The organism is Roseivivax jejudonensis (assembly GCF_900172265.1).
GTDB classification, from domain to species: Bacteria; Pseudomonadota; Alphaproteobacteria; order Rhodobacterales; family Rhodobacteraceae; genus Roseivivax; species Roseivivax jejudonensis.
In genome coordinates this window covers 131,427-154,115 of record NZ_FWFK01000001.1, presented here as the reverse complement: position 1 = coordinate 154,115, position 22,689 = coordinate 131,427, and the positions used below count along the sequence as shown (strand labels likewise).

Sequence of the window (22,689 nt, the reverse complement as noted above, 5' to 3'; positions counted from 1 at the left end):
ACCTGCATCGGGCCCCGCAACGCCTCCGTGTTTCCGCGCGTCTGGCTCGTGCCTGTGTTCCTTTTGAGGAACGGCGCATTCGCTTTCAGGTTTCATGACGTGAGCAAGAAACGGGTGTCGGATGATCAGAGCTATTTCAGCGCTCGTCGCGGCGGTCATCGCGGCCGCTCCCGCGCTGGCGCAGACACTCCCGTCGGAGCTGGAGGGGTCATGGGATGTCTCCGATGACGCCTGCGCCGAACCCGGCACCTCGGTCACCCGGGTCGATATCACCGCCGGGCGGATCGACACGTTCGGCGGCAATGCCCAGATCCGCGAGGTCGAACGGATCGGGGACGTCGTTTTCGCCGCCGGCGATTTCGAGCAACTCGAGGGGGCCGCAGCGGTGGAGCCGCGGACCCGCGAGTACTTCCGGTTCGATTCACGAGACGGGGCGGGCCGGATGACGTTCGTCTGGAAGGACGTCCGCACGGACGTCCTGGTTCGATGTGATGGGGCCTAGGTCGTTGCGTCCGTGCCCTCGAACTCCGATGCAACGCAGGCTGCGGTTTTCGACGGTCCGTTGCCGATCCCGATGGGCTTCTGGGTGATCGCCGGAGACACCTGCGAGACTCCCGCGAACGCGAGGTGGCGGGTCTACGACGGTGTGGGTTTGCGCGGCGCCTCGAGCACCGGGTGCGAGATTGACGCCACCGAACCGCAGGGCGACAGCATCGTCGTCTCGCAAACCTGCGCGGCAAGGTATGACGGCGAGGTCCGACCGACCCGAGACCGGATCACGATCACGGCGCCAAGCCGCTTCACGCTGCTCGAAGGTCAGGCGGAGCGAGGTCAGGACTTCAACTGGTGCGGGCCTCGGCTCGCCCCGTGACGCGCCGAACGTCGGTCGCTTGGCTCCATATACCTCGACTTGGCGAGAGCGGACCGCGCGACACGTTCCACGAGGCACCGAGAGTGTCCTCCGGTGCGGGCATGCGCTTTCAGGCGATGACGTCCCGCAAGGACCCATGGCACAAGTCACTGATGTCGCGCGCCCGGGTGATCCAGATCTCGTCGCGCGCGGCGGTTATCCGATCGAGAACCCGACGCAACGCGCGCAGCCGATACGGCTGACCGACGATATACGGATGAAGCGCGATTCCCATGACGAGGCTCTGGTTCCGGGACTGGGCGAGCCGCTCCTCGAAATCTTCCAGCATCATCTTGGCAAAGATTTCGGCCGCGTCGTTGCGCGCGATGATCGACGGGATGTCGTTGATTTCCTGCGGATACGGGATCGACAGCAGCGGGCCCGAGCGCGTCCGCATCCAGATCGGCTGGTCGTCCATGCACCAGTTGAGCGTGTATCGGTATCCCGCCTCGGCCAACAGATCCGGCGTGACGAAACTCTCCGCGATCCACGGGCTGAGCCAGCCGTCCGGTGCACGTCCCTCGGCCCGGGCCAGGACGTCGGTCGCCTCGGCGATCAGCGCGCGCTCTTCCGGCTCGGCCATTGTGTCCTGTCGTTCGGAATTCGTTCGGCCATGACCCGCGATCTCGTCCCCGCGTGCGCGGTGGGCGTCCATCAGTTCGGGGGCGTGATCGTACATGGTGCTGTTCGCGAGAACCGTCGCGGGCAGATCCAGCGCGTCGAACAAGTCGATCAGCCGCCACGCCCCGACGCGGTTGCCGTAGTCGCGCCACGCGTGGTTCAGCACGTCCGGTTCGATGTCTCCGGGAACGAGCTGGGCGCCACGGCCCTCGCCGAAGGCGAAGTGTTCGAGGTTGATCCCGAAATAGACCGCGAGCCGCTTGCCCCCAGGCCAGGTGAAGTCGCGCCGACGTGTGATCGGGACGTAGTCGAAGCGGTCGTGATGCGGCAGCTTCACAGTGGGGCCTCGGCGAGGCCCGCGCGCGCGAGAAGGATCTCGGCGCTGTCGTTCCAGACCTCCGTGCGCACGATCAGCCCGTCCTGCACGGCAAAGAAATCGACGTAGCGGTTGCCGTCGAATGCCGCTCCGTCCGGCCAGCTTCCGTAGAGGTGCCCGATGGTCCAGACATGCACGGCGCCGGCTTCGTCGTTCCAGACCGCATCGGTGCGCAAGGGGCGTTTTTGCACCGAGGCATAGCGCTTGGCGTTGAATGCGGGCGGATCCTCCGGGCCGTCCATGCGGCGACCGCCGGTAAAGACGATTTCGCAGCCGGGCGCCATGTAGCCGCGCGCGCCGTCGGCATCCTTCGCCATGGACCGCTCGAGATACGCGGCCACGACGCGCTTTGCCTCGGCGATGATGTCGTCGGTCATACTGGGATCTCCGCTCTTTCGGCCGGGCCGTTACCTAGGGGCGCCGGCGGCCGGGCCAACGTTGTTCACTTCGCAGCGCGGCCGGCAGCCGCGATCTTCGCGCAAGGATCATTCGGGGCAACACGGATCCCCGGACCGTCGGTGGCGTCATTGCGCCGCCTTGGTCCGCGGTGCGGCATAGCCTCCGCGCTTCGACGTGCGCAGCCCGGCGCCCGCCAGCGCGCCGACGAGCGAAAGGCCGGCGGCGATCCCCTCCACCACCGGGCATCCGAATTCGTCCGAAAGCGTTGCGGCAAGGGTCGCCATGCCGGCGCAGCCGAGCACGATCGCGTCCGCGCCGTCGGTTTCGAGCGCGGCGCGCGTTTCGCGCCGGATCGCGGCCAGGGCCTCCGGCGTGCCGGCGTCGATGTCGAGAACCGGCACGCCGGCGGCGCGCAACCCCGCGCACCGCGCGGACAGGCCGTAGCGGGCGAGATTCCCGCGCAGCACCGGCAGCGCCTCGGGAACCGACGTGACCACCGCGAAGCGGTCTGCGATCAGCGTCGCGCAGTGATAGGCGGCTTCGCCGATCCCCACGACGGGCGCACGGGCGACGCATCGCGCCGCGTCGAGCCCGGTATCGTCGAAACAGGCGATCACGTGGCCATCGCACCCGGCGCGCTCCGCCTCCTCGATCCGTTGCAGCATCCACGGCACCGCCATTGCACCGTCGACCGGTCCTTCGATCGACAGCGGCCCGCCCGCCGCGCCGGTGGTGGTGACGGCGGCGTCGGGCGGCGCCGCGGCCGACGCGGCCCGCGCGATGCCCTCGGTCATCGCGGCGCTTGCATTGGGATTGACGACGTGGAGGCGCATCAGCCGCGCTTGGCCCGGCCGCGCTGCATCAGGCTGATGAGCGTGAACGTGACGAGGACCAGCAGGATCGACCCGCCCGTCGTCGCGGTCCCAAGCGCGTAGATCTCGGGGTCGGTGACGGTCGTGGTCTTGGCGGCAAGCTGCATCGGCAGCGTATTCTGCGAGCCCATGACCTGGCTCGATCGCGCCAGTTCGTCCCAGCTCAGCGTGAAACCGAACACCGCCACCCCGATCAGGAACGGTGCGATCATCGGCAGCGTCACGTGCCGGAATGTCTGCCACGGCGTCGCGCCGAGGTCGCGGGCGGCCTCTTCGTAGGCCGGGTCGAAGCGGTTGAAGACCGCGAACATGATCAGAAGACCGAAGGGCAGTGTCCAGGTCAGGTGGGCTCCGAGCCCGGAGGTGAACGGCCCCAGCGCCGAAACGAAATCGTTCTGGATCCAGCCGATGCCTGTGGCTGCGCCGAAATCCTTGATCGCGTCGTCGAGCAGGCGAAACTCGAGCGCGATGCCGAGCGAGACGACGATCGACGGCACGATCAGGCTCGCGATCGCGACGTAGAGCAGGACGGTCGCGCCCCGGAACTGTCGCCGGAACGCCAGCCCGGCCAGCACCGAGATCGTCACCGTCAGCACCATCACCACGAGCGCGAGCACGAAGGACCGACGCAGCGCGCTGCCGATCTCGACCTGTCCGCCGCCCTCCCAGAGCCGCTGGAACCAGTGGGTCGAGACGCCGGTCATCGGGAACACGAGACCGCCCTCGGGTCCCTGGAACGACAGCACGAGGATCGAGATCATCGGGCCGTAGAGGAACATCAGGAACAGCGCGAACACGAAGGCCAGGACGTAGAAGGAGCGGGGGCGGCGTTCGGTCATGGGCTCAGAGCTCCTTGCGGATGTCGACGAGCTTGAGCAGCGCCCAGACCCCGGCGAGCACGGCTGCCAGCAGGATCACCGCGTTTGCCGCCGCGAGCGGGAATTGCAGGAACTGCATCTGCGTCTGGATCACCTTGCCGACGGACGCGATCTGCTGTCCGCCCATGATGCCGATGGTCAGGAAGTCGCCCATCACCACCGTGACCACGAAGATCGAGCCGATCAGGATGCCGGGCCGGGCCAGTGGCACGATCACATGGCGCAGGATCTGCGCGCCCGAGGCGCCGGCGTCGCGCGCCGCCTCGATCAGCGACCGGTCGACACGCATCAGCGAGTTGAAAATCGGCACCACCATGAACAGCGTGTAGAGGTGAGTCAGCGCGAGGATCACCGCGAAATCGGAATAGAGCAGACCCTCGAGCGGCGTGTCGATCACGCCCATCGAAATCAGCGTCTGGTTCACCAGCCCGTTGCGCCCCAGAAGCGGGATCCACGATATCATGCGGATCACGATCGAGGTCCAGAACGGGATCGTGCAGAGCAGGAAGCAGATGACCTGCACCTTCAGCGTCCGGACGTGAAACGCGAGAAAGTAGGCGATGGTGAACCCGATGGTCAGCGTCGTCGCCCAGACGATCAGGCAGAATTTCAGGGTCGACAGGTAGGTCAGGAATGTCGTGCAGAGGCTCGGCAGGTTCGCAAGGCAGCCGTAGAAGACATCGCCGTAGTTTTGCGCGGTGAGGGCCGGCTCGATCGAATACTGGGTATATTGCCAGAAGCTGACGACGATGGTCGCCGCGAGCGGCAGAACAAAGAAGATCAGGAAGACGAGCGCCATCGGCGCCGCCTGGAGGTAGGGCGCGAGTGCGGCGCCCGCGCGGCCCGTGCCGCTGCGGCGGGCGGAGGTCCGGGCGGGCCGGACCTCCGCTGCGGTATCGGTCGCGTCGGTCACGCCGCGATGAACTCGTTCCATTTGCGGACCATGTACTGGTTCTCGTCCATGACCGCGTTCCAGCAGGCGACGGCGCCCATGCGCTCCTCGTAGGAACCGCCGTCGCGCGTCGCGCCGGCCTCTTCGAGAAGCCGCCCGTCGGGCGCCATGATGTCCTGCTCGGCTTCCGCGCCCTCGTACCAGTACGCCCATTCATAGGGCTCCATGTATTCCTTCGCGGTGTCGAGCACGGCGGGGTAGTAGCCCTGCTTGGACAGGTGGGCACCGGCCCAGCCCGAGAGGAACCAGTTGATGAACTCGTAGGCCGCATCTTCCTTGCGCCCTTCGATCGTCCGCGGCAAGCCGAAGCCCGACGCCCAGGCGCGGTAGCCTTCCTGCAGCGGCTGGTAGACGCAGGGTATGCCCTGCGTGCGGACCGCGGTGACGGCGGGCGACCACATCGACTGGATCACCACCTCGCCCGAAGCCATCAGGTTCACGGATTCCTGGAAGTTCGACCAGAAGGCGCGGAACTGCCCGGCGCGCTTGGCTTCGATCAGCGCCGCGATCGTGGTGTCGATCTCCTCGCGCGTCATGTTGCCCTTGTCGCCGTAGGTCAGGTCTCCGCGAGCCTCGAGCGCCATGGCGGCGTCCATGATGCCGATGGACGGAATGTTGAGGATCGATGCTTTCCCGGCGAAATCGGGGTCGAGCAGCGACGCCCACGAGCTGATCTCCTTGTCGATCAGGTCGGGCCGGATGCCGAGGGTGTCGGCGTTGTAGGTCGTCGGGATCAGGGTGATCCACTCGGTCGGCGAAGAAGCGAACGAGGTGGACTCCTGCCCCTCGAGATAAAGCACCTCGTGCGGCGCTGTCCCGTCGGAGCCGACGGCCTCTCCCGCAACCTTGCCCTCGGAAATGACGGTCGCGAGCTGGTCGATGCGGTCGATGCGGCTGGCGTCCATCCCCTTCATGTTGCCTGACGGCACGAGGTTCGGCAGCGAGAAATATTCCGAATCCACGAGGTCGAACGAGTTCGGCTGGGTGATGACCCGGCGCGGCACCTCGTCGGTGTTCACCGCGATATACTCGATATCGATCCCCAGTTCCTCGGACGCCTTCTCGGCGATCGCGGGGGACTGGTTCACCGCTGTCGAGAGATAGCGCAGCGTCACGCGTTCCTGCGCGTGGACGAACGGGGCGGGAAACGCCGCGGTGCCGGCGAGCGCCGCGGCACCGCGCAGAACGGAACGTCGTGTGGTCGAAATCTTCGTCATCGTCACTCTCCTGCTGGTCTTGTTTTGTGGTCGTGTCTTGCGCGCGCGTTAGCCGTCGCGCGAAAGCTCGTGGGCCGCCTCGGGGCGCCAGTCGATGGCGACATCGGAGCCCCGGGTCAGCGGACTGTCGAAGAAGTCGCGTTCGCCCATGACCGCTGTCAGGCTTTCGCCGGCCTCGGTCTCGAGCCCGACGCGGACATCCGGTCCCCGGTACTCGATCTCGCTGATCCGCGCCCGGCGTCGCGCCTCGGAGGCGCGCGCTTCGGGCAGGATAGACAGGTCGTCGGCGCGCAGCGTGATCGTGCGGCCCTCGTCCTCCAGGATGTTGTGGCCGCCTATGAATCGCGCGACGAATGGCGTCCGCGGGGCGTTGTAGATCTCACGCGGGGCGGCGGATTGTGCGATCCGGCCCTCGTTCATGACGACCACGAGGTCCGCCAGCGCCATCGCCTCTTCCTGGCTGTGGGTCACGTGGATGAAGGTGATGCCGAGTTCGGACTGGATGCGCCGAAGCTCGGAGCGCATCCGCACCCGCAGGAACGGATCGAGCGCCGACAGCGGCTCGTCGAGCAGAAGCACCGAAGGCTCGGTCATGAGCGCGCGCGCGAGCGCCACGCGCTGCTGCTGTCCGCCCGAGAGCTGGTTCGGTGTCCGGTCGGCGAAGTCGGTCATGGAGACGAGTTCCAGCATCCGTGCCGCGCGGTTCAGGCGTTCGTCTTTCGCCACGCCCTTCATGCGGAGCGAGAAGGCCACGTTCTCGGCCACGCTCAGATGGGGAAAGAGCGCATAGCTTTGGAACATCATCGCAGTGCCGCGCGCCGCGGGTGGGTCATCGTTGACGACGCGCGGGCCGATCAGAATGTCGCCGTCGCTGACGTCCTCGTGGCCCGCGATCATCCGGAGAGTGGAGGATTTCCCGCACCCCGATGGACCGAGGAGGCAGCAGTAGCTGCCGGCGCGGATCTTGAGGCTGATGGCATCGACTGCGAGCGCGTCGCCATAGCGTTTCGTGACGGCAGCCAGTTCGACGGTCTGCGCTTCGGACATGCGGCACCCCCTGCTATTCGGCTACCGAAAAAGCGGGGGACCCGATCGCTCAAGTCCGGCGGGGCATCCGTTACTTCACATAGCGATCCCTGGGGGACATCCGCCCAAGCGTTCAGCACAATTCGCCGCTGTGCCTGAAAAGCAGGCTGTCCAGTGATCCCGGTTTCGGAGGATTGTCGTTCGCCCGCATTGCGCGGCGGCGCGGCGGAGGTCGGGGAGAGCCGATCGCGGCCCGCTGCCGTTCGAGGGGCCGGATCACTCCGTCGCCGGAATGCTCCAGTAGCTGCCTTCCTTGCGGCCGATATGGCTGACCAGAAGATCGGTGGCCGCCGAAAGGTCCTCGGCCTCGAGGAGTTCGATAAGGCGGCAATGCTCGTCGAAGCTCTTGCGCATGTGGTCGGGGTGATTGCCGAGCTTGTTGCGCAGGACGCTCATCTTGGCGGCAATGGTCATGTAGGCGTCGACCATGAATGGGTTGCGCGAGGCAGTCAGGATCGCCTCGTGATACTCGGCGTCCAGCCGCAGGTAGTCTGCCGTGGCATCCGCGTCGCGGGCGCGCGCCATCTCGGTGACGATCGCCTGCAGCGCCGCGATCAGGTCGGTGCGCGCACGTTCGAAGGCGGCGCGCAGCGCGCCCGTCTCGAGGCAAACGCGCGTATCGCAGATGTCCTGAAGCTCGCCATTGCCCATCGTGAGGACGAAGGTGCCACGTTGCGGCCTCGACTGGACGAGACCTTCCAGTTCGAGCCGCGCGAAAGCCTCGCGGACTGGCGTCCGGCTCACGTCGAGCCGCGTGGCGATGCGCGTTTCGGACAGCATTTCACCCATCGCCAACTGGCCGGTGACGATCTCGTCCTTGATCTCTTCGAACACGAGTTCGGTCAGCGACTTGGGGCGTTCGATACGGTTCATCGGAATGCGGGCCTTAGGGGCAACGCGTCGCTCTTAACACGTGCCGAGCGATTTATCCATGGCATACGGTATGCCAGATACGGCTTGACATACTGTATGCCAGCGTGTGTCTTCTGGGCCGGCGCCGTGGGAGGGATCAGCGGCGCGGGAGGAAAGATGGACGCGTTCGACCGCTACCTGACGGCCCTGAACAAGGCGCTTGTCGCGCTCTTGCTGGCGGCGACGTTCGCGGTCGTGATCGTCAACGTCGTCATGCGCTACGGCTTCGGCACCTCTTTCGCGTGGGGCGAGGAGGTGGCGCGCTTCCTGATGATCGCGGGTGCCTTCTTCGGCGCGGGCATCGCGCTGCGCGAGGGCCGGCTGGTGGCGATCACCGTCCTGCAGGACGTTCTGCCCGGCATGGCGCGCAAAGGGCTGAGAACGGCGATCGCGGTCCTGATGCTCGCATTCATGGGGGCGCTCGTCTGGTACGGCGTCGCATTCGTCCAGTTCGGCTGGAACAAGGAGACGATGGCCACGCAGATCCCGCGCGGCGTGCCCTACCTCGCGGTTCCGATCGGGGCGGCACTCTTCATTCTGCATCTGCTCCTGTTCTTCCGCAGCTTCGTGCGCGGAGACTTCCTCGAGCCGGGCGGTCCGCTCGATCCTGAGGAGCGGAGCGAATGACCACGGCGCTGTTCCTGCTGTTCTTCGGGTGTCTCGCGCTCGGCGTTCCCGTCGCGCTGACCATGGGCGTCGCCGGTCTCGGTGCGATCCTGATCGACGGCTCGCTTACCCCGATCCTCGCCACGCAGCAGATCTTCGGCGGCATAAACTCGTTTCCGTTGATGGCGGTGCCGTTCTTCATCCTCGCGTCGGAGCTGATGACGGCCTTCGGCCTCACGCAGACGCTTCTGCGGCTGGCCAACGATCTCGTTGGCCATATTCGCGGCGGTGTCGGCCACGTGAACGTTCTGGTGTCGATGTTCTTTGCCGGCATCAGCGGGTCGGCATTGGCCGACGCGGCCGGGCCGTCCGCCATCGTGATGAAGATGATGCGCGAGGCCGGATACGAAAAGAACTATGCCGGGGCGCTGTCGGCCGCGACGGCGACGATCGGCCCGATCATTCCGCCGTCCATCCTGATGGTGGTCTACGCGATCTCCGACAGCAACGTGACGGTCGCCGGGCTCTTCCTCGCCGGGATCCTTCCGGGGATCCTGCTGGGCCTCGCGCTCGCAGTCGTGAACCACGTGATCTCGGTCCGGCACGGCTATCGCGGGCGCGAGCATCGTGCCACGTCGGGCGAACTGGGACGCTCCGCGGTGACGGCGATTCCGGCCATGCTGATGCCACTCGTGATCCTCGGGGGCATCCTCGGCGGAGTCTTTACCCCGACCGAGGCAGGGGCGGTGGCGTCGGCCTATGCGCTCGTTCTGGGGTTCGTGACCCGCAAGGCCACCTGGCGCAAGCTGAACAGCGTGTTCGTCAATGCCGCACTGACCACATCCTCGGTTCTCCTGATCGTGGCGATGGCGTCGATTTTCGCCTGGCTTCTGGCCTATCTGCAGGTGCCGCAGCAGCTTGCCGCGCTGCTCGGCGGACTGACCGAGAACCCGACGCTCGTGCTCATCCTTCTGGCGATATTCGCGCTGCTCTGCGGGCTCTTTCTCGACACGCTGCCGGCGCTCATCATCCTGACGCCGATCCTCGCGCCGATCGCGCACCAGTTCGGCATCGATCCGCGCCAGTTCGCGATGATGCTGGTGCTCAACCTCGCCATCGGAATGGTCACGCCGCCGATCGGACCGGTGCTCTTCGTGATTTCGACCGTGGGACGTCTGCGCCTCGAGGCGCTGTCCCGTGCCGTCCTGCCGCTTCTGGCGGCAGAACTCGCGGTGCTGCTCCTGGTGATCTTCGTGCCGTGGGTGAGCACCGCAATTCCCGAGTTCTTCGGATACAGCAACTGATCACAGGGAGGAAAATCATGCTGTACAAGACCCTTTTCGCGACCACCGCCGCCGCGACCGTGCTCGCCGGCGCCGTTCAGGCGCAGGAGCACGTGCTGAAATACGCGCATTTCCAGTCGGCCGACATGAGCTCGCCGAAGCACGCCGCCGCGCTCGCCTTCGAAAGCTGCGTCGAGGGCAAGACCTCGGACGCGATCGACGTGCAGATCTTTCCGGCCAGCCAGCTGGGTGATGGACCGACCGTGATGGAAGGGCTGGAGCTCGGCACCATCCAGATGGGTGTGGTGCATGACGGCCCGATCTCGGGCACGTACCAGCCGTTCTCGGTGCTGGCGATGCCCTACATCTTCGACGACCAGGCGATGGCATGGTCGGTGATGGACGGAGAGTTCGGCGATGCGCTGTTCGAGGACATGCGCGAGCAGACGGGCATCCGTGCCTTCGGCGTGGCCGACAACGGCGTGCGCAACTTCACCAACTCGGTGCGCCCGGTGGCGGAGCCCGCCGACATGGAGGGGCTCAAGATCCGCGTCCAGACCGCGCCGGTCTGGGTGAACCTCGTCGAGAGCCTCGGCGCGTCCGCAACGCCGGTGCCGTGGCCGGAACTTCCCGGCGCACTTCAGCAGGGTGTCGTCGACGGGCAGGAGAACGGGGTGACCAACATTCTCAATGCATCGCTCTACCAGCACCAGGATTACGTGTCGCTCGATGGGCACGTGTTCTCTTGGCACGCCTACATGATGAACGAGGACTTCTATCAGGGCCTCTCGGGCGATCAGCAGACCGCCGTGAACCAGTGCGTCGATATCGCGATCACGATCCATCGCGGCATGACCGCGGCGCAGGACGCGAACGCGGCGACGATCCTGGCCGAGCGCGGCCTCGAGGTGACGCCTGTCTCGCCCGAGAACAAGGACAAGTTCCGCGAGGCGGCTCAGCCGGCCGTGCGCGAATACATCGTGGGCGAGATCGGTGAAGACTGGCCGAACCGGCTCGACGAGGCCGTGCAGGCCTATCGCGACCAGTACTGAGCCGCGCCGGGGGTCGCCGCAATGACACGGGTCATCGCCGTTCTCGAGCCGGGCTATGCCGACTACGCGACCGAACGCGCGCTGTTGGCAAAGCACGGTGTCGAGATCGTCGCGGTGCCCGCGACGGAGGCGGCGGTTCCCGCGCTCGCGCGGCTCGATCCCGTCGGGATCCTGCTGCGAGAACGCCGCTTCGGCAGTGATGAAATCGCGGCGGCCCCGGGCTTGCGGGCCGTCGTGCGCTACGGCGTCGGGGTCGACAACATCGACCTCGACAGCGCCCGGGCCTCCGGCATCTACGTCGCGAACGTGCCCGACTATGGCGCCGAGCACGAGGTGAGCGACCATGCCGTCGCGCTCTACCTCGCCGTCAATCGCCGGATCGTCTCGCGCGACGCCGACGTGCGTGCCGGGACGTGGGGCGTGGGGCAGGGCGCCCGGATCCCCGGCCGCCGCGACGGGGTGCTGGGCCTTCTGGGCTTCGGCCGGATCGCGCGCGCCGCGGCGACGAAGTTCCGCGCGATGGGCTTCGCACGCGTGCTCGCCCACGATCCGGGCGTCCCGGCCACGGAGATGGCGGCCGCGGGGGCGACGCCCGCGGACCCCGACACGATCTGCCGAGAGGCGGACGTGATCAGCCTTCACGCGCCACTCGTGCCGGACACCCACCACGTGATCGACGCACGTCGGATCGCGCTGATGAAACCGACGACGATCCTCGTCAACGTTGCGCGCGGCGGGCTCGTCGACGAGGCCGCGCTGGCCTCGGCGCTCATCGACGGGCGGATTTTCGGCGCCGGCGTCGACGTGTTCGAGGTCGAGCCGCCGGACCCGGCGAGAAGCCCGCTGTTCCGTGCCCCCAACACCGTGCTGAGCGACCACGGCGCCTGGTATTCCGAGGCTTCGGTGGACCGCTTGCAGACGCTCGCCGCGCAAGAGCTCGACCGGGTGCTTCGCGGGGAGGCGCCCGAGAACTGGGTCAACCGCTGGGACGGCCCGTGACACTCCGAACCATCCACGCCCAACGAAAGGACGAAACATGACTCTCGACCAGCTCATCGCCGGGTTCCGCGATACCGCGATCGCCTCCTGCGCCGACGCGATGGACAAGATCGCCGGGCATCGCGGTTATCTCGGCCACGCGATCAAGCCCCGCATCAACGACAAGAAGATCGTCGGCCCGGCCGTGACGGTGCTCGAGGAAGCGACCGAGGAAGCGCATCCGCCGACGCACGCGATCGAGTTGATCGACAGCGCCGATGCGGGGTCGGTGATCGTCATCTCGATCAACGGCGAAGCCGATGTCGCGGTCTGGGGTGGCCTGATGACCGCGGGCGCCGTCGCCAACAAGCTCGAGGCCGCGGTTCTGGACGGCGCGGTGCGCGATATCACCGAGATCAAGGGCGATTACGACTTCCCGGTTTACGCGCGTTCCGCGTCGCCGGGCACGACGGTCGGCCGCTACAAGACGGTTGCCTCCAACGTCGCGGTCACCGTCGACGGGATCGAGGTGAAGCCGGGCGACCTGATCGTGGGCGACATCGACGGCGTCGTGGTCATCCCGCGCGACAAGGCCGAGGAAGTCCTCGAGATGGCGCGCGAGATCGACGAGCGCGAAGCCGAACAGGCCCGCCTGATCATCGAGGCCGGATCGCTGCAGGAGGGCCTGGCGAAATACGGCCGCATATGAGCCGGCGCAGCGGAGCGGAGATCAACATGGACATCCTGTGCTTCGGCGAGCCCATGCTCGAGTTCAACGAGCAGTCGGACGGGCGTTTCCTCGCCGGTCACGGCGGCGATACCTCGAATTGCGCGGTCGCCGCCAGCCGCTCCGGTGCGCGCGTCGGCGTGCTGACCCATCTCGGCGCCGACGCGGCGGGCGACAGCTTCATGCAACTGTGGAAGAACGAGGGGATCGACACCGAAGCGGTGGCGCGCAACGCGCACGCTCATACCGGCATCTACTTCATCACGCACGGGCCTGACGGGCACAGCTTCAGCTACCTGCGAAAAGGGTCGGCGGCGAGCCTGATCCGACCCTCGGATATCGACCCCGAGGTGATCGGACGGGCCGGAATCCTGCACGTGTCGGGGATCACGCAGGCGATCTCCGACACGTCATGCGATGCGGCCTTCGCCGCTATCGACGCCGCCCGCTCGGCCGGCGTGAAGGTGTCCTATGACACGAACCTGCGACAAAAGCTGTGGCCGCTGCCGCGCGCGCGGGCTGTCATACATGCAGCGATGGAGATGGCCGACATCGCGTTGCCGGGGCTTGAAGATGCCGAAGCGCTCACCGGACTGTCGGACCCCGATGCCATCGCCGACTTTTACCTCGGGCTCGGCGCCGAAACTGTCGCGCTCACCCTCGGCTCTGACGGCACGCTCGTCGCGGCGGGTGATCGCCGGGAGCGGGTCGCGGCATTTCCGGTGGAGGCTGTCGATGCGACGGCGGCAGGCGATACGTTTGACGGTGCGTTCCTCGCCGAGTTGCGCGCCGGTTCAGATCCGTTCGTTGCAGCGCGATACGCGAATGCGGCGGCCGCGCTGTCCACGCAAGGCTACGGCGCGGTCGCGCCCATGCCGACGCGGAACGCGGTTGAGGCGTTTCTGCGCGAGCGTGGCGACGGTTGACCATCGCTGACGCCTCGATGGAGAGCGGACCTGTCAGCCCGCGCCGGTCGGACGGACGTTCTGCACCGCTCGGCCGGCGGCCGCCGCCATACTCAGTATTTGGCCGTCGCGTCGCTCGCCGGAAACGTCTGATCGAGATCGTCGTCGCGGCGGCTCCACGGGTTGTGGGGCTCGCGCATGGTCGAGGGGCCGGCATCGCGGACGGCGTGCGCCTGTTCCGGCGGCCCGCCGTCCTCGAAGCGGCGGAATGCAACCCGGCGTGACGGCTCGCCGCGTCGGGCTTTCCGCCCAAGTACATAGCCGATGCCAAGGAATGCTGCGGCAGAAGCGAGAAGACCGCGCATGACAGACCTCCGTTCAATAGCTTCGATTGGAAAACGCGGCGATCGAGCGCCGCGTTCCGAAATAGCGTTCAACGCGGCGCGGTCCGCGCGTCCATGAAACGCCGCTCAGGCGCGGGCGTCGACACCCGCTTTGCGCGCGCAATGTCCGCAGCAATAGACCGAGTCGGCGGTCTCGAGCCCATGTCCGATGACCCGTGTGCCGCATTGCGCGCAGCGGGGGGCCATTTTCTCGATCGCGCATTCAAAGCAGTCGAATCCGAAACGTTCGCCGTTCTTCTCGACAAACATCAGATTGTCGTATGCGTTGTGGCATTGTGCACATTCCGCCATGAGATTTCTCCTTTCGCGCCGAGTGAAACGGGCTGCATCCTGTCGTGTCGAATGACCAGTTTTCGGGACGTCGATGGGTCCGGTTCGGCTCGCGTCCAAGTCAGGAACGATTGGGACGGCCAAATGTTCGAGAAACGCTTGTATCATTTCAGGTCGTTTGCGGAGCGGGTCCGCCATCAATGTGCAATACCGGCGCTCATTCAGCTCAAATGATGTGTGGATCTGCAGAGTGCCAGAAGCCGGCATTCAGGAACGGCAGTGTATCGAGCACGTTTCGGCATGAAGGGCAGGGTCCGAAATGCACTCTGTGCCAAGACATCGGCGAGCAAAGTGCCAGCGTCCACGATCGAGCGTTACGGCGTCCCTTCGAGTGATTTGATGTCCGCGGCTCTGGCGCCTCTACGCCGGCAGCGTCCGACACACGCACTCGAAAGGACAATGACGTGACAGTTCCATTCGACCTATCACGGCTGCTGACGCCCGAGGGCAACCTGATCGGGCGCGAGGAGCTGCAGGAGATCATGGCGGAACAGGGGTATTCGGCCGGGGGTCGGGATCAATTCCTCAAAGCCGTCCTGACCGAACTCGGACAGGTCGACGCCCTCCGAAACGGCAGTGAGCGGGAGGCGGAGATTCTTGAGGAAGTGCGCGACATTCTCCGCAACGAGCAGGCACGCATGAACGGCAGTTCCGGGTCGGAGACCCACGATTAGTGTTCGGTGCGCATTAACGTGCGTGCATAGGGTTCCGGAGCCGCGACCGGCGCAATAGGAGTGTGGTTCAAGCAAATCGGCATCCGCAGCGATATACGGATGAACCAAAAAGACATTAGACCGAATGCGGCCGGGCGATAACCCGCGCCGTATTTTCACTCGCGCGCGCGCCGCAAGGGGTTGGCGGAATGCGACAATCGTCATCGGGGCAGCACGATTTCGGGACGTGATGCAGTTTGGAGGAAGTCTGCCGCCATCACGTGGCCGCGCGAGCCACGAACCACCATTTCCTGTCCGCTCCGCGTTCGCTTAAGCGCCGGACAGGCACGTGTGGGCGAGCGGGTGTGGGCGAGCGGCGAAACTTCGGCGACGGCCGGCCCGCGCAAACCGGCGGGATGGTTCTGCGCGAGCCGGAGGTCCGCTCCGTGCAGTCGGGGTCAGGTCGAACTGCCGGGCGCGAACGCCTCGGACTCCGAAACGGAGTCTCTTATTCTGAGATTGTTCTGCACGTGCTGCACCCCGAGAACGGCATCGGCGCAATCTTCGGCGCGGCGCTTGCCGTGGCGGCTGCGCACGTATCCATCCAGCGTAACTTCGCGGTCGGTAACGCTGACCTCGATATCCGTTGCGTCGAGCGCGGGGTCGTCGGTCAGCCCGTCGTTGACGTCTTCCTCGATCCGGGCGTCGGAGCGCCGATAGTTCCGCGGTCCGACGCCGGAGTAGTCCCGCTCACGACGCCCGGCGGCCTCCTCGTCTCCGAACCAAGAGGCCACTTCGTCGGCGGCCCTGTCCCAGACCGGTCGGTCGCTGCGCCCCCCGGGGCGCGGCGCCAGCGTGCCGGCCCAGGGGTAGGCGACGACCTCGGGATACATGCCCGGACCGAGCCACGGCCCGGTATGGTATCGCAGCCAATGCTGGCGCTCGCGCTCTCTTCGAGCTTCCATGTCTCGCTCCGGGTCGCGGTGCGCCTCGCGGAGCCGGCTCTCGCGGTCGGAGCCGGCCGGCTCTGTCCGGTAGGGATCGCGCGGATCCTCGTGGCGCGGATCGCCACGGCCGTGAAAACCGCGCTCGACGTCGGGATGGGGACGTTGGTCGCCCCACCCCCTGAAGCTGTGTCTCGGCACCATGGATCGCTCCTTTCTGCGCCGTCGCTCGATCAGCTTGCGGTCCGGCTGTCCTGAACGATCTCGCGAAGGGTATCGCCTGCGGCTCTCGTGTCCTCCTGCAGGGCGACATCGCCGAGCGACACGAGCCCCACGAGTCGCTTGCTCCGGTTGACGACCGGAAGGCGGCGCAGTTTCTGGTCGCCGAGATTTTCGGCAACGGCGCTGACCTCCTCGTCGTCGAAGCAGTAGAGGACATCGGTGCTCATCGCGTCGCGGACCGGCGTGTCCGGCCCATGGCCGAGGGCGAGCCCGCGCACCACGATGTCGCGATCCGTGAGCGCGCCGACGAGCTGATCGTTCTCGCCGATCGGCAGGATGCCGATATCGGCGGTCCTCATCAGTTCGGATGCCTCACGCAGCGTCTTCTCGGGCGTGATCGTGATCGGGTCCGCTGTCATGATCTCTCGGATATGCATCGAATGGCCTCCTTTCGGTGTGCCGTCCTTCCGATACCCGCGCCAACAATGAGTTCGGATCAATGTTCCAGCCACGCGCCATTCGGCGAGGCATCGGCGCGGCGGCCAGGGCTTGAGGCAAGCCAACCGCCGTCTCGCGACATCGAAGCAGGAGGCCGGAACGCGCTGCGGCGCGCCGACCCCGGCGCGCCGCCATGTCATGACCGAAGTGTTCAGTCCGACCAGTCGCGCCCCGACTCGCGCGCGCGCTCCCGGGCGCTGCGGTTCACGGACGGCCGGAACGGAATCTCGCAGACCTCGGCCGGGACGGGCTGGCCGGCCACGAGCGCGTAGCTTGACGGAAGCTCTACCTGCAGTCGCGTTCCGACCTCGCTCAGCGACCACGGGACATAGGCGAGTGCGATGTTCGTCTCGAGCTCGGGGGACCACCAAGGCGAGGTGACGTAGCCCACGCGGTCGCCAGCACTGTCCTGAACGAGCCAGAAGTCCGGCGCATAGTCGGTGATCGGGTGACCGCCGAGCCGAAGGCCGACGAGCTTCTGCCGGAACGGGTAGTCGCAGGCATCAATCCGGTCGCGCTGCGCTTCCAGCGCCGCCTTGCCCACGTACTCCGCCGTCTTCTTCCGCGGGACCTGATAGGCGAGATTGACCTCGAACGGTGAGGTCTCCGAATCCATGTCCTGTCCCCACGACAGGATGCCCGCGGCGATCCGGCGATGATGCGCCGGCGCGATGACGCGCAGTCCGTAGCGCGCGCCGGTGCCGCGGATCGCGTACCATACGGCTTCGGCGTTCAGCGTGGCGTCACGCACGTAGACCTCGTAGCCCTTTTCACCGGAAAAGCCGGTCTGGCTGATGACGACGCTGACCCCTCCGATCCGCGCTTCCATCATGCCGTAGTATGGCAACTCGCGAACCTCGTCGCCCACGAGGTCGGCCATCAGATCCTCCGAGAGTGGACCCTGCACTTGGAGTGGCGCGACGTCGATCTCGGCGATTTCGACGTCCCAGGCCTCGGCGACGTTGATGCCCTGCAGCCAGAGCATCAGGTCGGAGTCGGAGATCGAGAACCAGAACTCGTCCTCGGCAAGACGCAGGAGGACCGGGTCGTTCACGATGCCACCCGCCGCGTTGCACAGGATGCAGTACTTCCCGCGCATCGGCGCGATCTTGGTGGCGTCGCGGGTGATGACGAAGTTGACGAAAGCCTCGGCATCCGGCCCCTTGACCCGGATCTGCCGCTCGACGGCGACGTTCCACAGGGTCACGCGGTTCACCAGCGCGTCGTACTCGGCCATCGCGCCGCCCTCCTCGGGGCGCACGTAGCCACGCGGGTGGTACATGCGATTATAGACCGTCGCGCGCCACGCCCCGGCCTCGATCGACAGGTGCCAGAAGGGAGACTTCCGCACGCGTGTCGAGATCAGGAGCTCGACCGAGGTCGGCCCTGATTGGCGCAGGTTCGTCGGCACGCGGCGATCGGACTGATCTATGCCGGGCACGTTCGCGTGCAGATGGTCGGGATTGATTGGCTTGAGTTCGGTCATGACCACGGCCCTCCTCTGGCTGCGTCGCGGTCGCCGGTTCCGGCCCCGGGATAGAGGCCGCGCGGTCGGCGCCTGCCACCCATCATGGCACCGCGCTTGACCGCACTCTTTCCCACATGCGCCGTCGCGCCGTCCCACGACGACGCTTTGGCGCGTCGGGCATGATCGGTCATTTCTGACGTGCGGGGCATTGCCGTGGGTGGCTCGCCGTCTTGGCTGAGCCCGGTCACGACTATCCGAGGCGCGGCGCAGCGTCGTTGCTTCGGGCTCTTCCCGTCAGATGCCGCTGCTTGGTCCGCCCATCGGATCGCCCGACCTTCGTGGCCGGTGGGCAGGCCGACCGCGGATGGCCCGTCCGAAGCGACACGCCGACCGTCACCGGTAAAGGGCGGTCAGTGGAGCTCAAGCCATTGATTTTGAATGGAGGCGAGTACCTCCCCCAACAACCCAACCGGAATAGCTTTTCTTGAGTTTTTTTCGCATCTTGGGCGCGAGAAGGGTTTTCTCGGGTGGTAAAGACGGGCACTTATAGGGGGTCCTATGAGATCAGGAGGGGCTCCATGCCACGTCGCCCAGTAGACGAGATGACTGTATCTGCTCTGAACAAGCGCGTCCGCGCAATCGAAGCGGGCAAGACGGCGCCAGGGCTGGTCCGGGTAGGGGGCGTGTCAGGCCTCGCGCTTAACGTTCGGATGCGCCGGTATGAGTCTGGCGAGGCAATGTCTGCGTCTTGGGTTCTACGCCGAACCCACGAGGGAAGGCGCCGAGACTTCGCCCTAGGTCGGTGGCCGGATATTACGCTGGCTGCTGCCCGTGAGCGAGCGCGCACTGTCCTCGATAAGCTGTGGGCTGGGGTAGATCCGACTGAGGAGAGGCGCGCGAGGAGGTCGGAGAGCGGACCGCGAAAGACGGCCACTCGGACCTTCCGAGAGGCGGCGCTGGACTACTTCAACGCCAAGGTTCGGGGGTCGGCGAACGCGAAGGACGAAGGCCAGTGGATGAACGATCTTAAGAAGTTCGCATTCCCAGTTATCGGAGACGTGCCGGTCGATCAGATCGAAACCGCCCAAATCATCGAGATTACCGAACGCCCCCATATTCGCTACGGCACCAAAACCGAAAAGCCACTCTGGCAGTCAGTGCCCGAGCGTGCGCAGCGGTGCATCAAGAAGGTCGAGATGATCCTCCGTCGGGAGATCTCCAGCGGCCACCGGGGCGGGCCGAACCCCGCGCAGTGGAAAGACCATCTCGCCGCCATCCTGCCCAAGCCGGAGAAGGTGCGTCAGAAAGCGAACCAGCCCTCGCTCCCTTTCACGCGGTTGCCCTCCTTCATTGCCGCGCTCCGCGCGCGTAAGCCGTCGCCGACGTCCCGGGCGCTAGAGTTCCTGATCCTGACTGCGGCCCGCTCGGGAGAGGTTCGCGGTGCAACGTGGAGCGAGATTGATCTTGAACGAGGGCTGTGGACAATCCCTGCGGCGCGAATGAAGGCGAGCAAGGACCATCGCGTCCCGCTGTCTGAGGCGGCGCTCGCAATTCTGAACGGCTCGCCGCGCTTCGCCGGAATGGACCTGATCTGGCCGGGCTCCGGGCTCAAGAAGCCGATGAGCGATGCGACGCTAGCGGCCCTACTGAAGAAGATGCACGCTGCAGATCTGAAGGCGGGCGGGGATGGGCTTGTCGATCCGGCCTCGGGACGCCCCGCGACGCCTCATGGCTTCCGCTCCACCTTCCGCGTCTGGGCGTCCGAGCAAACCAGCCACCCATACGAGATGGTCGAGATGGCCCTCGCGCATAATGTCGGAACGGCAGTGGAGCGAGCCTACAACAGAACGGACATGGTTGAGAAGCGGCGCGCGTTGATGGACGAGTGGGCGAACTTTGCGCTGAGCGAGCTTCCTGCCGATTGTTCGACCGGAAGATTGATTTGCTAGGCTTTCTGCCGTGCTTGCGGCCTGGCGTTTCCCGAAATTGCCTGAACTCAAAAGATCTGAGGGTCGCCCGGAGCGCAAATCGCAGTTCTTCCATGAAACGATATATCGCTGCGCCGCTTTTGATGTTCAAAGCTAAGGGCCGAACTCTCAGTTGAGAGCGGGCACTAGTGCTGCGAATTGGATGCGCTCGTCATGTTTTATGCCGAGCTCTTGGCGGAGCAACGATGGGCGGGGACCGATGAATTAAGCTACGATCGTGAGGTGGATAAGGTCCAGCTAAGATCGATTTCCATTTTGCAGATTGGTTCGACGAACAGGCTTCTTAGTCGCGCCTTTTCAAGTCTGTCGTCGATCAATCTTTCGATCCCCCCCACTAATCCTTGTAGTTGAGCCTTTCGAGGCATTGCCGGCTCATCATCAATTTTGATTAAAACCGCATTTGCAACACCCTGCCACCACGGGCCCTCAGTCAAAATCAAATCCGGCACTTGATCATATCGTTCGTCGAAGTAACGCGTAAGTAAGTGCTCTTCTTGCCTGCCTAGCGACAACCATGCATTCACGAAGTCATCTACGTCAATGGTTTGAAGAATTGGTTCTTTGAGAAATCTTTGATCTCCCTTTCCATTGACAATCACAAGGTCGCCAAGAAATGCAAAGTAATCCGATTTCAGGGTTTCGATGAGGTGCCCAGCAACCGCTTCCGCCTTGTAGTGTGAGTACCAATCACGTGCTGATTGCTTCAGATGATCGAGCACCTCGATGAAATCGCTTTTTTCACGACGGGCGTAACCTAGATTGTCATAACCTGAATCAAAACTCCACCGTGTCGCATCAAAGCTGTCCAGATCAAGCGCAGGAATAACAATTTCATCAATGTAAAGCTTGAACCTATGGACCCAGCCGCCCTCGATGTCTTCGATCAATTCTTCATCGAGTAGCATCAACGTTACCCCTACAACGTGCATCACAACATGAGGGTTTTTATAACGACCTTCTTCAATTCCTTTGCGAATATCATCGATGTCGGCGTTGAATTCTGTCGCCGAACCGTCTGAAAAGTCCCAGCTCCAAATATGCCATAGCCGTTTCCAAGACGGCCAGCTATCCGGGCCATTGACTTCCGGAGCGCCAGCCAGTTCGGCGTTGAAACGGTCTGCATCGACAGTTCCGATATTGAGGATATCAATCCACTGATGAATTGTGATGGCCGTCTGGATGCCATTTATAATATTGTATTTTTTTAATACTTTCAGCTTGGGAGTGTCCGGGGTGTCTTCTTTCATCTTGAATGCAAAGAAGCTTCGTAGTTCAGGATCGTCGCCTCCAAATTCTGGCAACAGATCAATGGGGGTTAAAGAGTTTTCTGGGCCGCCAAGGTTCAATTTGAATTCCATAAAGAAAATGAAAGCTTGGGTAATAAGGCTGTCAATCAGTTTTTCATTCTCTTGGAGTTTCTGATCTGTAGCTTCGAGCATGCCTGCCAGGAACCAAAAGAACTGACGGACGGCCCGGAGATTGTTGAATCCAGAGAGGCGATAGAGTTCCTGAATTCCCTCAGCTCGAGAGACGATTAATGTTGTTGCAGCACTCTCCGACATCTCCGCAATGAACGCATCGACAGCGCCCTTAGGGTCGGGTGGAATTTCGAATGTTTGGCCGATTACTTTTTCGCGAAACTCGGCAAACCGATCGTTGTCAATTCGCTGTGTGTTTGCGACTAAGATGACGCGAGAGTTGCCATGTTCAATGTGTCTGTTTAGAACGCCGAGTAACTCGGATTGGTCAAAACTGCACCTCTCAAGGTCGTCAATTATTACCAAGGCTTCATTGATTGCATCAGCGGCTTTGGTTACTTGGCCCAAAGTGCTTTCGACAGCTTTTCCGATGTCCGCCGATCCTGAGAACATACCTCCAGACCCAATCGAAATTGCCCCAGAAAAAAGTGACGAGGCAAAGCCGACCCCCTGATGCATAATCCGTATTGCGTTGGATGATCCGGCATAAAACAGCTGTCGCTCAAAATCCTGCAAGTTGCTAATGCCAAACAGCGAAAGATATATGGTTTTTCGCCTTGTGAAGTTTGGTTCGCTCACAACTTGCTGAATGAAGTGCGTCTTCCCGCATCCCCACCGACCTTCAAGCATCACGGCAAATTTTGGATTATCAGGCGAATTGACCCAATCCGATAGGAATCGTCGAATTTGGTTTCGGGCTGCATCATGCATGAAAAAAGGTTCCGCCTTAATGCTCTTCGTTGCGACCATAGTCGATAGGGTGGTAACGTCCAGACGTTTGTCGGAAATGCCTGGCCACCGCAAAGAGAATCACAATAGCGGCGGGCCGCTTGTGGGTAGGTGTGTGTTTTTGAAGTCGGCTAAGCTGAGTGCGTGATGGCTGCGCGTTCGAAAGTACGCTCTGCGATATGCACAACAGTGGTAATGCCT

Annotated in this window: 24 protein-coding genes; 10 read left to right on the top strand and 14 right to left on the bottom strand. The window is 64.2% G+C overall.

Annotated features, from left to right (window positions below):
• Positions 1-121 precede the first annotated feature (121 nt).
• Together ROJ8625_RS00790 and ROJ8625_RS00785 are read left to right on the top strand one after the other, a co-directional pair.
• Positions 122-502, top strand: coding sequence for a hypothetical protein (locus ROJ8625_RS00790; protein WP_085789949.1), 381 nt, complete (start codon positions 122-124; stop codon positions 500-502).
• Between the two features lie 12 nt (positions 503-514).
• Entirely contained in the window at positions 515-871 is a 357-nt protein-coding gene (locus tag ROJ8625_RS00785; protein ID WP_159456682.1) for a hypothetical protein, read from the top strand.
• Positions 872-980: 109 nt separating this feature from the next.
• Here the strand turns inward: ROJ8625_RS00785 and ROJ8625_RS00780 are convergent, their stop codons facing one another.
• From ROJ8625_RS00780 to ROJ8625_RS00745, 8 genes are all read right to left on the bottom strand, one after another.
• Positions 981-1,868, bottom strand: coding sequence for a polysaccharide deacetylase family protein (locus tag ROJ8625_RS00780; RefSeq protein ID WP_085789947.1), 888 nt, complete (start codon positions 1,866-1,868; stop codon positions 981-983).
• Positions 1,865-2,284, bottom strand: a complete 420-nt coding sequence (locus ROJ8625_RS00775) for a nuclear transport factor 2 family protein (protein WP_085789946.1) — start codon at positions 2,282-2,284, stop codon at positions 1,865-1,867. Before ROJ8625_RS00775 ends, ROJ8625_RS00780 begins: the two co-directional genes overlap by 4 nt.
• A gap of 147 nt (positions 2,285-2,431) precedes the next feature.
• Positions 2,432-3,139: an aspartate/glutamate racemase family protein gene (locus tag ROJ8625_RS00770; RefSeq protein ID WP_085789945.1), complete on the bottom strand. Its 708-nt coding sequence runs from the start codon at positions 3,137-3,139 to the stop codon at positions 2,432-2,434.
• The gene (locus ROJ8625_RS00765; protein ID WP_085789944.1) at positions 3,139-4,017 is read right to left on the bottom strand and encodes an ABC transporter permease; all 879 of its coding nucleotides are present in this window, start codon (positions 4,015-4,017) and stop codon (positions 3,139-3,141) included. The genes ROJ8625_RS00770 and ROJ8625_RS00765 overlap by 1 nt, the downstream gene beginning before the upstream one ends.
• Before the next feature lie 4 nt (positions 4,018-4,021).
• Positions 4,022-4,969: an ABC transporter permease gene (locus ROJ8625_RS00760; RefSeq protein WP_085789943.1), complete on the bottom strand. Its 948-nt coding sequence runs from the start codon at positions 4,967-4,969 to the stop codon at positions 4,022-4,024.
• On the bottom strand, positions 4,966-6,225 hold the full coding sequence (locus tag ROJ8625_RS00755; RefSeq protein ID WP_085789942.1) for an ABC transporter substrate-binding protein: 1,260 nt from the start codon (positions 6,223-6,225) through the stop codon (positions 4,966-4,968). Before ROJ8625_RS00755 ends, ROJ8625_RS00760 begins: the two co-directional genes overlap by 4 nt.
• A gap of 48 nt (positions 6,226-6,273) precedes the next feature.
• The gene (locus ROJ8625_RS00750) at positions 6,274-7,272 is read right to left on the bottom strand and encodes an ABC transporter ATP-binding protein (protein WP_085789941.1); all 999 of its coding nucleotides are present in this window, start codon (positions 7,270-7,272) and stop codon (positions 6,274-6,276) included.
• Positions 7,273-7,527: 255 nt separating this feature from the next.
• A complete protein-coding gene (locus ROJ8625_RS00745) occupies positions 7,528-8,184 on the bottom strand; it encodes a GntR family transcriptional regulator (protein WP_085789940.1) in 657 nt (218 codons plus the stop codon).
• Positions 8,185-8,340: 156 nt separating this feature from the next.
• Here ROJ8625_RS00745 and ROJ8625_RS00740 point away from each other — a divergent pair, with 156 nt between their 5' ends.
• The 6 genes from ROJ8625_RS00740 to ROJ8625_RS00715 are packed head-to-tail and all read left to right on the top strand — an operon-like array spanning position 8,341 to position 13,795.
• Positions 8,341-8,850 (top strand): TRAP transporter small permease, encoded by a 510-nt coding sequence (locus ROJ8625_RS00740; RefSeq protein WP_159456681.1) that lies wholly within the window; start codon positions 8,341-8,343, stop codon positions 8,848-8,850.
• Positions 8,847-10,133, top strand: a complete 1,287-nt coding sequence (locus ROJ8625_RS00735; protein ID WP_085789938.1) for a TRAP transporter large permease — start codon at positions 8,847-8,849, stop codon at positions 10,131-10,133. Before ROJ8625_RS00740 ends, ROJ8625_RS00735 begins: the two co-directional genes overlap by 4 nt.
• Before the next feature lie 17 nt (positions 10,134-10,150).
• Positions 10,151-11,164, top strand: coding sequence for a DctP family TRAP transporter solute-binding subunit (locus tag ROJ8625_RS00730; protein ID WP_085789937.1), 1,014 nt, complete (start codon positions 10,151-10,153; stop codon positions 11,162-11,164).
• 21 nt (positions 11,165-11,185) lie between these two features.
• Complete coding sequence (locus ROJ8625_RS00725) at positions 11,186-12,163, top strand: C-terminal binding protein (RefSeq protein ID WP_085789936.1); 978 nt, start codon at positions 11,186-11,188, stop codon at positions 12,161-12,163.
• A gap of 37 nt (positions 12,164-12,200) precedes the next feature.
• Positions 12,201-12,851 (top strand): RraA family protein, encoded by a 651-nt coding sequence (locus ROJ8625_RS00720; protein WP_085789935.1) that lies wholly within the window; start codon positions 12,201-12,203, stop codon positions 12,849-12,851.
• Positions 12,848-13,795, top strand: a complete 948-nt coding sequence (locus ROJ8625_RS00715) for a sugar kinase (protein WP_234984121.1) — start codon at positions 12,848-12,850, stop codon at positions 13,793-13,795. Before ROJ8625_RS00720 ends, ROJ8625_RS00715 begins: the two co-directional genes overlap by 4 nt.
• Before the next feature lie 92 nt (positions 13,796-13,887).
• Here the strand turns inward: ROJ8625_RS00715 and ROJ8625_RS00710 are convergent, their stop codons facing one another.
• Both ROJ8625_RS00710 and ROJ8625_RS00705 read right to left on the bottom strand, forming a co-directional pair.
• A complete protein-coding gene (locus ROJ8625_RS00710; protein WP_085789934.1) occupies positions 13,888-14,139 on the bottom strand; it encodes a hypothetical protein in 252 nt (83 codons plus the stop codon).
• Positions 14,140-14,244: 105 nt separating this feature from the next.
• On the bottom strand, positions 14,245-14,469 hold the full coding sequence (locus ROJ8625_RS00705; RefSeq protein WP_085789933.1) for a metallothionein: 225 nt from the start codon (positions 14,467-14,469) through the stop codon (positions 14,245-14,247).
• A gap of 443 nt (positions 14,470-14,912) precedes the next feature.
• On the opposite strand from ROJ8625_RS00705, the gene ROJ8625_RS00700 reads away from it, so the two are divergent.
• A complete protein-coding gene (locus ROJ8625_RS00700; RefSeq protein ID WP_085789932.1) occupies positions 14,913-15,182 on the top strand; it encodes a hypothetical protein in 270 nt (89 codons plus the stop codon).
• 437 nt (positions 15,183-15,619) lie between these two features.
• On the opposite strand, the gene ROJ8625_RS00695 is transcribed toward ROJ8625_RS00700, so the two are convergent.
• The 3 genes from ROJ8625_RS00695 to ROJ8625_RS00685 form a co-directional block, all read right to left on the bottom strand.
• Positions 15,620-16,309, bottom strand: a complete 690-nt coding sequence (locus tag ROJ8625_RS00695) for a BON domain-containing protein (protein ID WP_085789931.1) — start codon at positions 16,307-16,309, stop codon at positions 15,620-15,622.
• A gap of 29 nt (positions 16,310-16,338) precedes the next feature.
• On the bottom strand, positions 16,339-16,764 hold the full coding sequence (locus ROJ8625_RS00690; protein ID WP_085789930.1) for a CBS domain-containing protein: 426 nt from the start codon (positions 16,762-16,764) through the stop codon (positions 16,339-16,341).
• 212 nt (positions 16,765-16,976) lie between these two features.
• Positions 16,977-18,311 carry a glycine cleavage T C-terminal barrel domain-containing protein gene (locus tag ROJ8625_RS00685; RefSeq protein WP_085789929.1) on the bottom strand — a complete coding sequence of 445 codons (1,335 nt, stop codon included), beginning with the start codon at positions 18,309-18,311 and terminating at the stop codon, positions 16,977-16,979.
• Between the two features lie 560 nt (positions 18,312-18,871).
• Here ROJ8625_RS00685 and ROJ8625_RS00680 point away from each other — a divergent pair.
• Entirely contained in the window at positions 18,872-20,242 is a 1,371-nt protein-coding gene (locus ROJ8625_RS00680) for a tyrosine-type recombinase/integrase (RefSeq protein ID WP_085789928.1), read from the top strand.
• A gap of 248 nt (positions 20,243-20,490) precedes the next feature.
• Here ROJ8625_RS00680 and ROJ8625_RS20495 read toward each other — a convergent pair whose 3' ends face one another.
• Positions 20,491-22,470, bottom strand: a complete 1,980-nt coding sequence (locus ROJ8625_RS20495; RefSeq protein ID WP_159456680.1) for a P-loop NTPase fold protein — start codon at positions 22,468-22,470, stop codon at positions 20,491-20,493.
• Positions 22,471-22,689 lie beyond the last annotated feature (219 nt).

Excerpts from the sequence above, each read along its gene's own strand:
- ROJ8625_RS00790 (WP_085789949.1), top strand. The coding sequence starts at position 122 with ATGATCAGAGCTATTTCAGCGCTCGTCGCGGCGGTCATCGCGGCCGCT.
- ROJ8625_RS00775 (WP_085789946.1), bottom strand. The coding sequence starts at position 2,284 with ATGACCGACGACATCATCGCCGAGGCAAAGCGCGTCGTGGCCGCGTAT.
- ROJ8625_RS00770 (WP_085789945.1), bottom strand. The coding sequence starts at position 3,139 with ATGCGCCTCCACGTCGTCAATCCCAATGCAAGCGCCGCGATGACCGAG.
- ROJ8625_RS00765 (WP_085789944.1), bottom strand. The coding sequence starts at position 4,017 with ATGACCGAACGCCGCCCCCGCTCCTTCTACGTCCTGGCCTTCGTGTTC.
- ROJ8625_RS00755 (WP_085789942.1), bottom strand. The coding sequence starts at position 6,225 with ATGACGAAGATTTCGACCACACGACGTTCCGTTCTGCGCGGTGCCGCG.
- ROJ8625_RS00750 (WP_085789941.1), bottom strand. The coding sequence starts at position 7,272 with ATGTCCGAAGCGCAGACCGTCGAACTGGCTGCCGTCACGAAACGCTAT.
- ROJ8625_RS00745 (WP_085789940.1), bottom strand. The coding sequence starts at position 8,184 with ATGAACCGTATCGAACGCCCCAAGTCGCTGACCGAACTCGTGTTCGAA.
- ROJ8625_RS00740 (WP_159456681.1), top strand. The coding sequence starts at position 8,341 with ATGGACGCGTTCGACCGCTACCTGACGGCCCTGAACAAGGCGCTTGTC.
- ROJ8625_RS00735 (WP_085789938.1), top strand. The coding sequence starts at position 8,847 with ATGACCACGGCGCTGTTCCTGCTGTTCTTCGGGTGTCTCGCGCTCGGC.
- ROJ8625_RS00730 (WP_085789937.1), top strand. The coding sequence starts at position 10,151 with ATGCTGTACAAGACCCTTTTCGCGACCACCGCCGCCGCGACCGTGCTC.
- ROJ8625_RS00725 (WP_085789936.1), top strand. The coding sequence starts at position 11,186 with ATGACACGGGTCATCGCCGTTCTCGAGCCGGGCTATGCCGACTACGCG.
- ROJ8625_RS00720 (WP_085789935.1), top strand. The coding sequence starts at position 12,201 with ATGACTCTCGACCAGCTCATCGCCGGGTTCCGCGATACCGCGATCGCC.
- ROJ8625_RS00715 (WP_234984121.1), top strand. The coding sequence starts at position 12,848 with ATGAGCCGGCGCAGCGGAGCGGAGATCAACATGGACATCCTGTGCTTC.
- ROJ8625_RS00710 (WP_085789934.1), bottom strand. The coding sequence starts at position 14,139 with ATGCGCGGTCTTCTCGCTTCTGCCGCAGCATTCCTTGGCATCGGCTAT.
- ROJ8625_RS00705 (WP_085789933.1), bottom strand. The coding sequence starts at position 14,469 with ATGGCGGAATGTGCACAATGCCACAACGCATACGACAATCTGATGTTT.
- ROJ8625_RS00695 (WP_085789931.1), bottom strand. The coding sequence starts at position 16,309 with ATGGTGCCGAGACACAGCTTCAGGGGGTGGGGCGACCAACGTCCCCAT.
- ROJ8625_RS00690 (WP_085789930.1), bottom strand. The coding sequence starts at position 16,764 with ATGCATATCCGAGAGATCATGACAGCGGACCCGATCACGATCACGCCC.
- ROJ8625_RS00685 (WP_085789929.1), bottom strand. The coding sequence starts at position 18,311 with ATGACCGAACTCAAGCCAATCAATCCCGACCATCTGCACGCGAACGTG.
- ROJ8625_RS00680 (WP_085789928.1), top strand. The coding sequence starts at position 18,872 with ATGCCACGTCGCCCAGTAGACGAGATGACTGTATCTGCTCTGAACAAG.
- ROJ8625_RS20495 (WP_159456680.1), bottom strand. The coding sequence starts at position 22,470 with ATGCATGATGCAGCCCGAAACCAAATTCGACGATTCCTATCGGATTGG.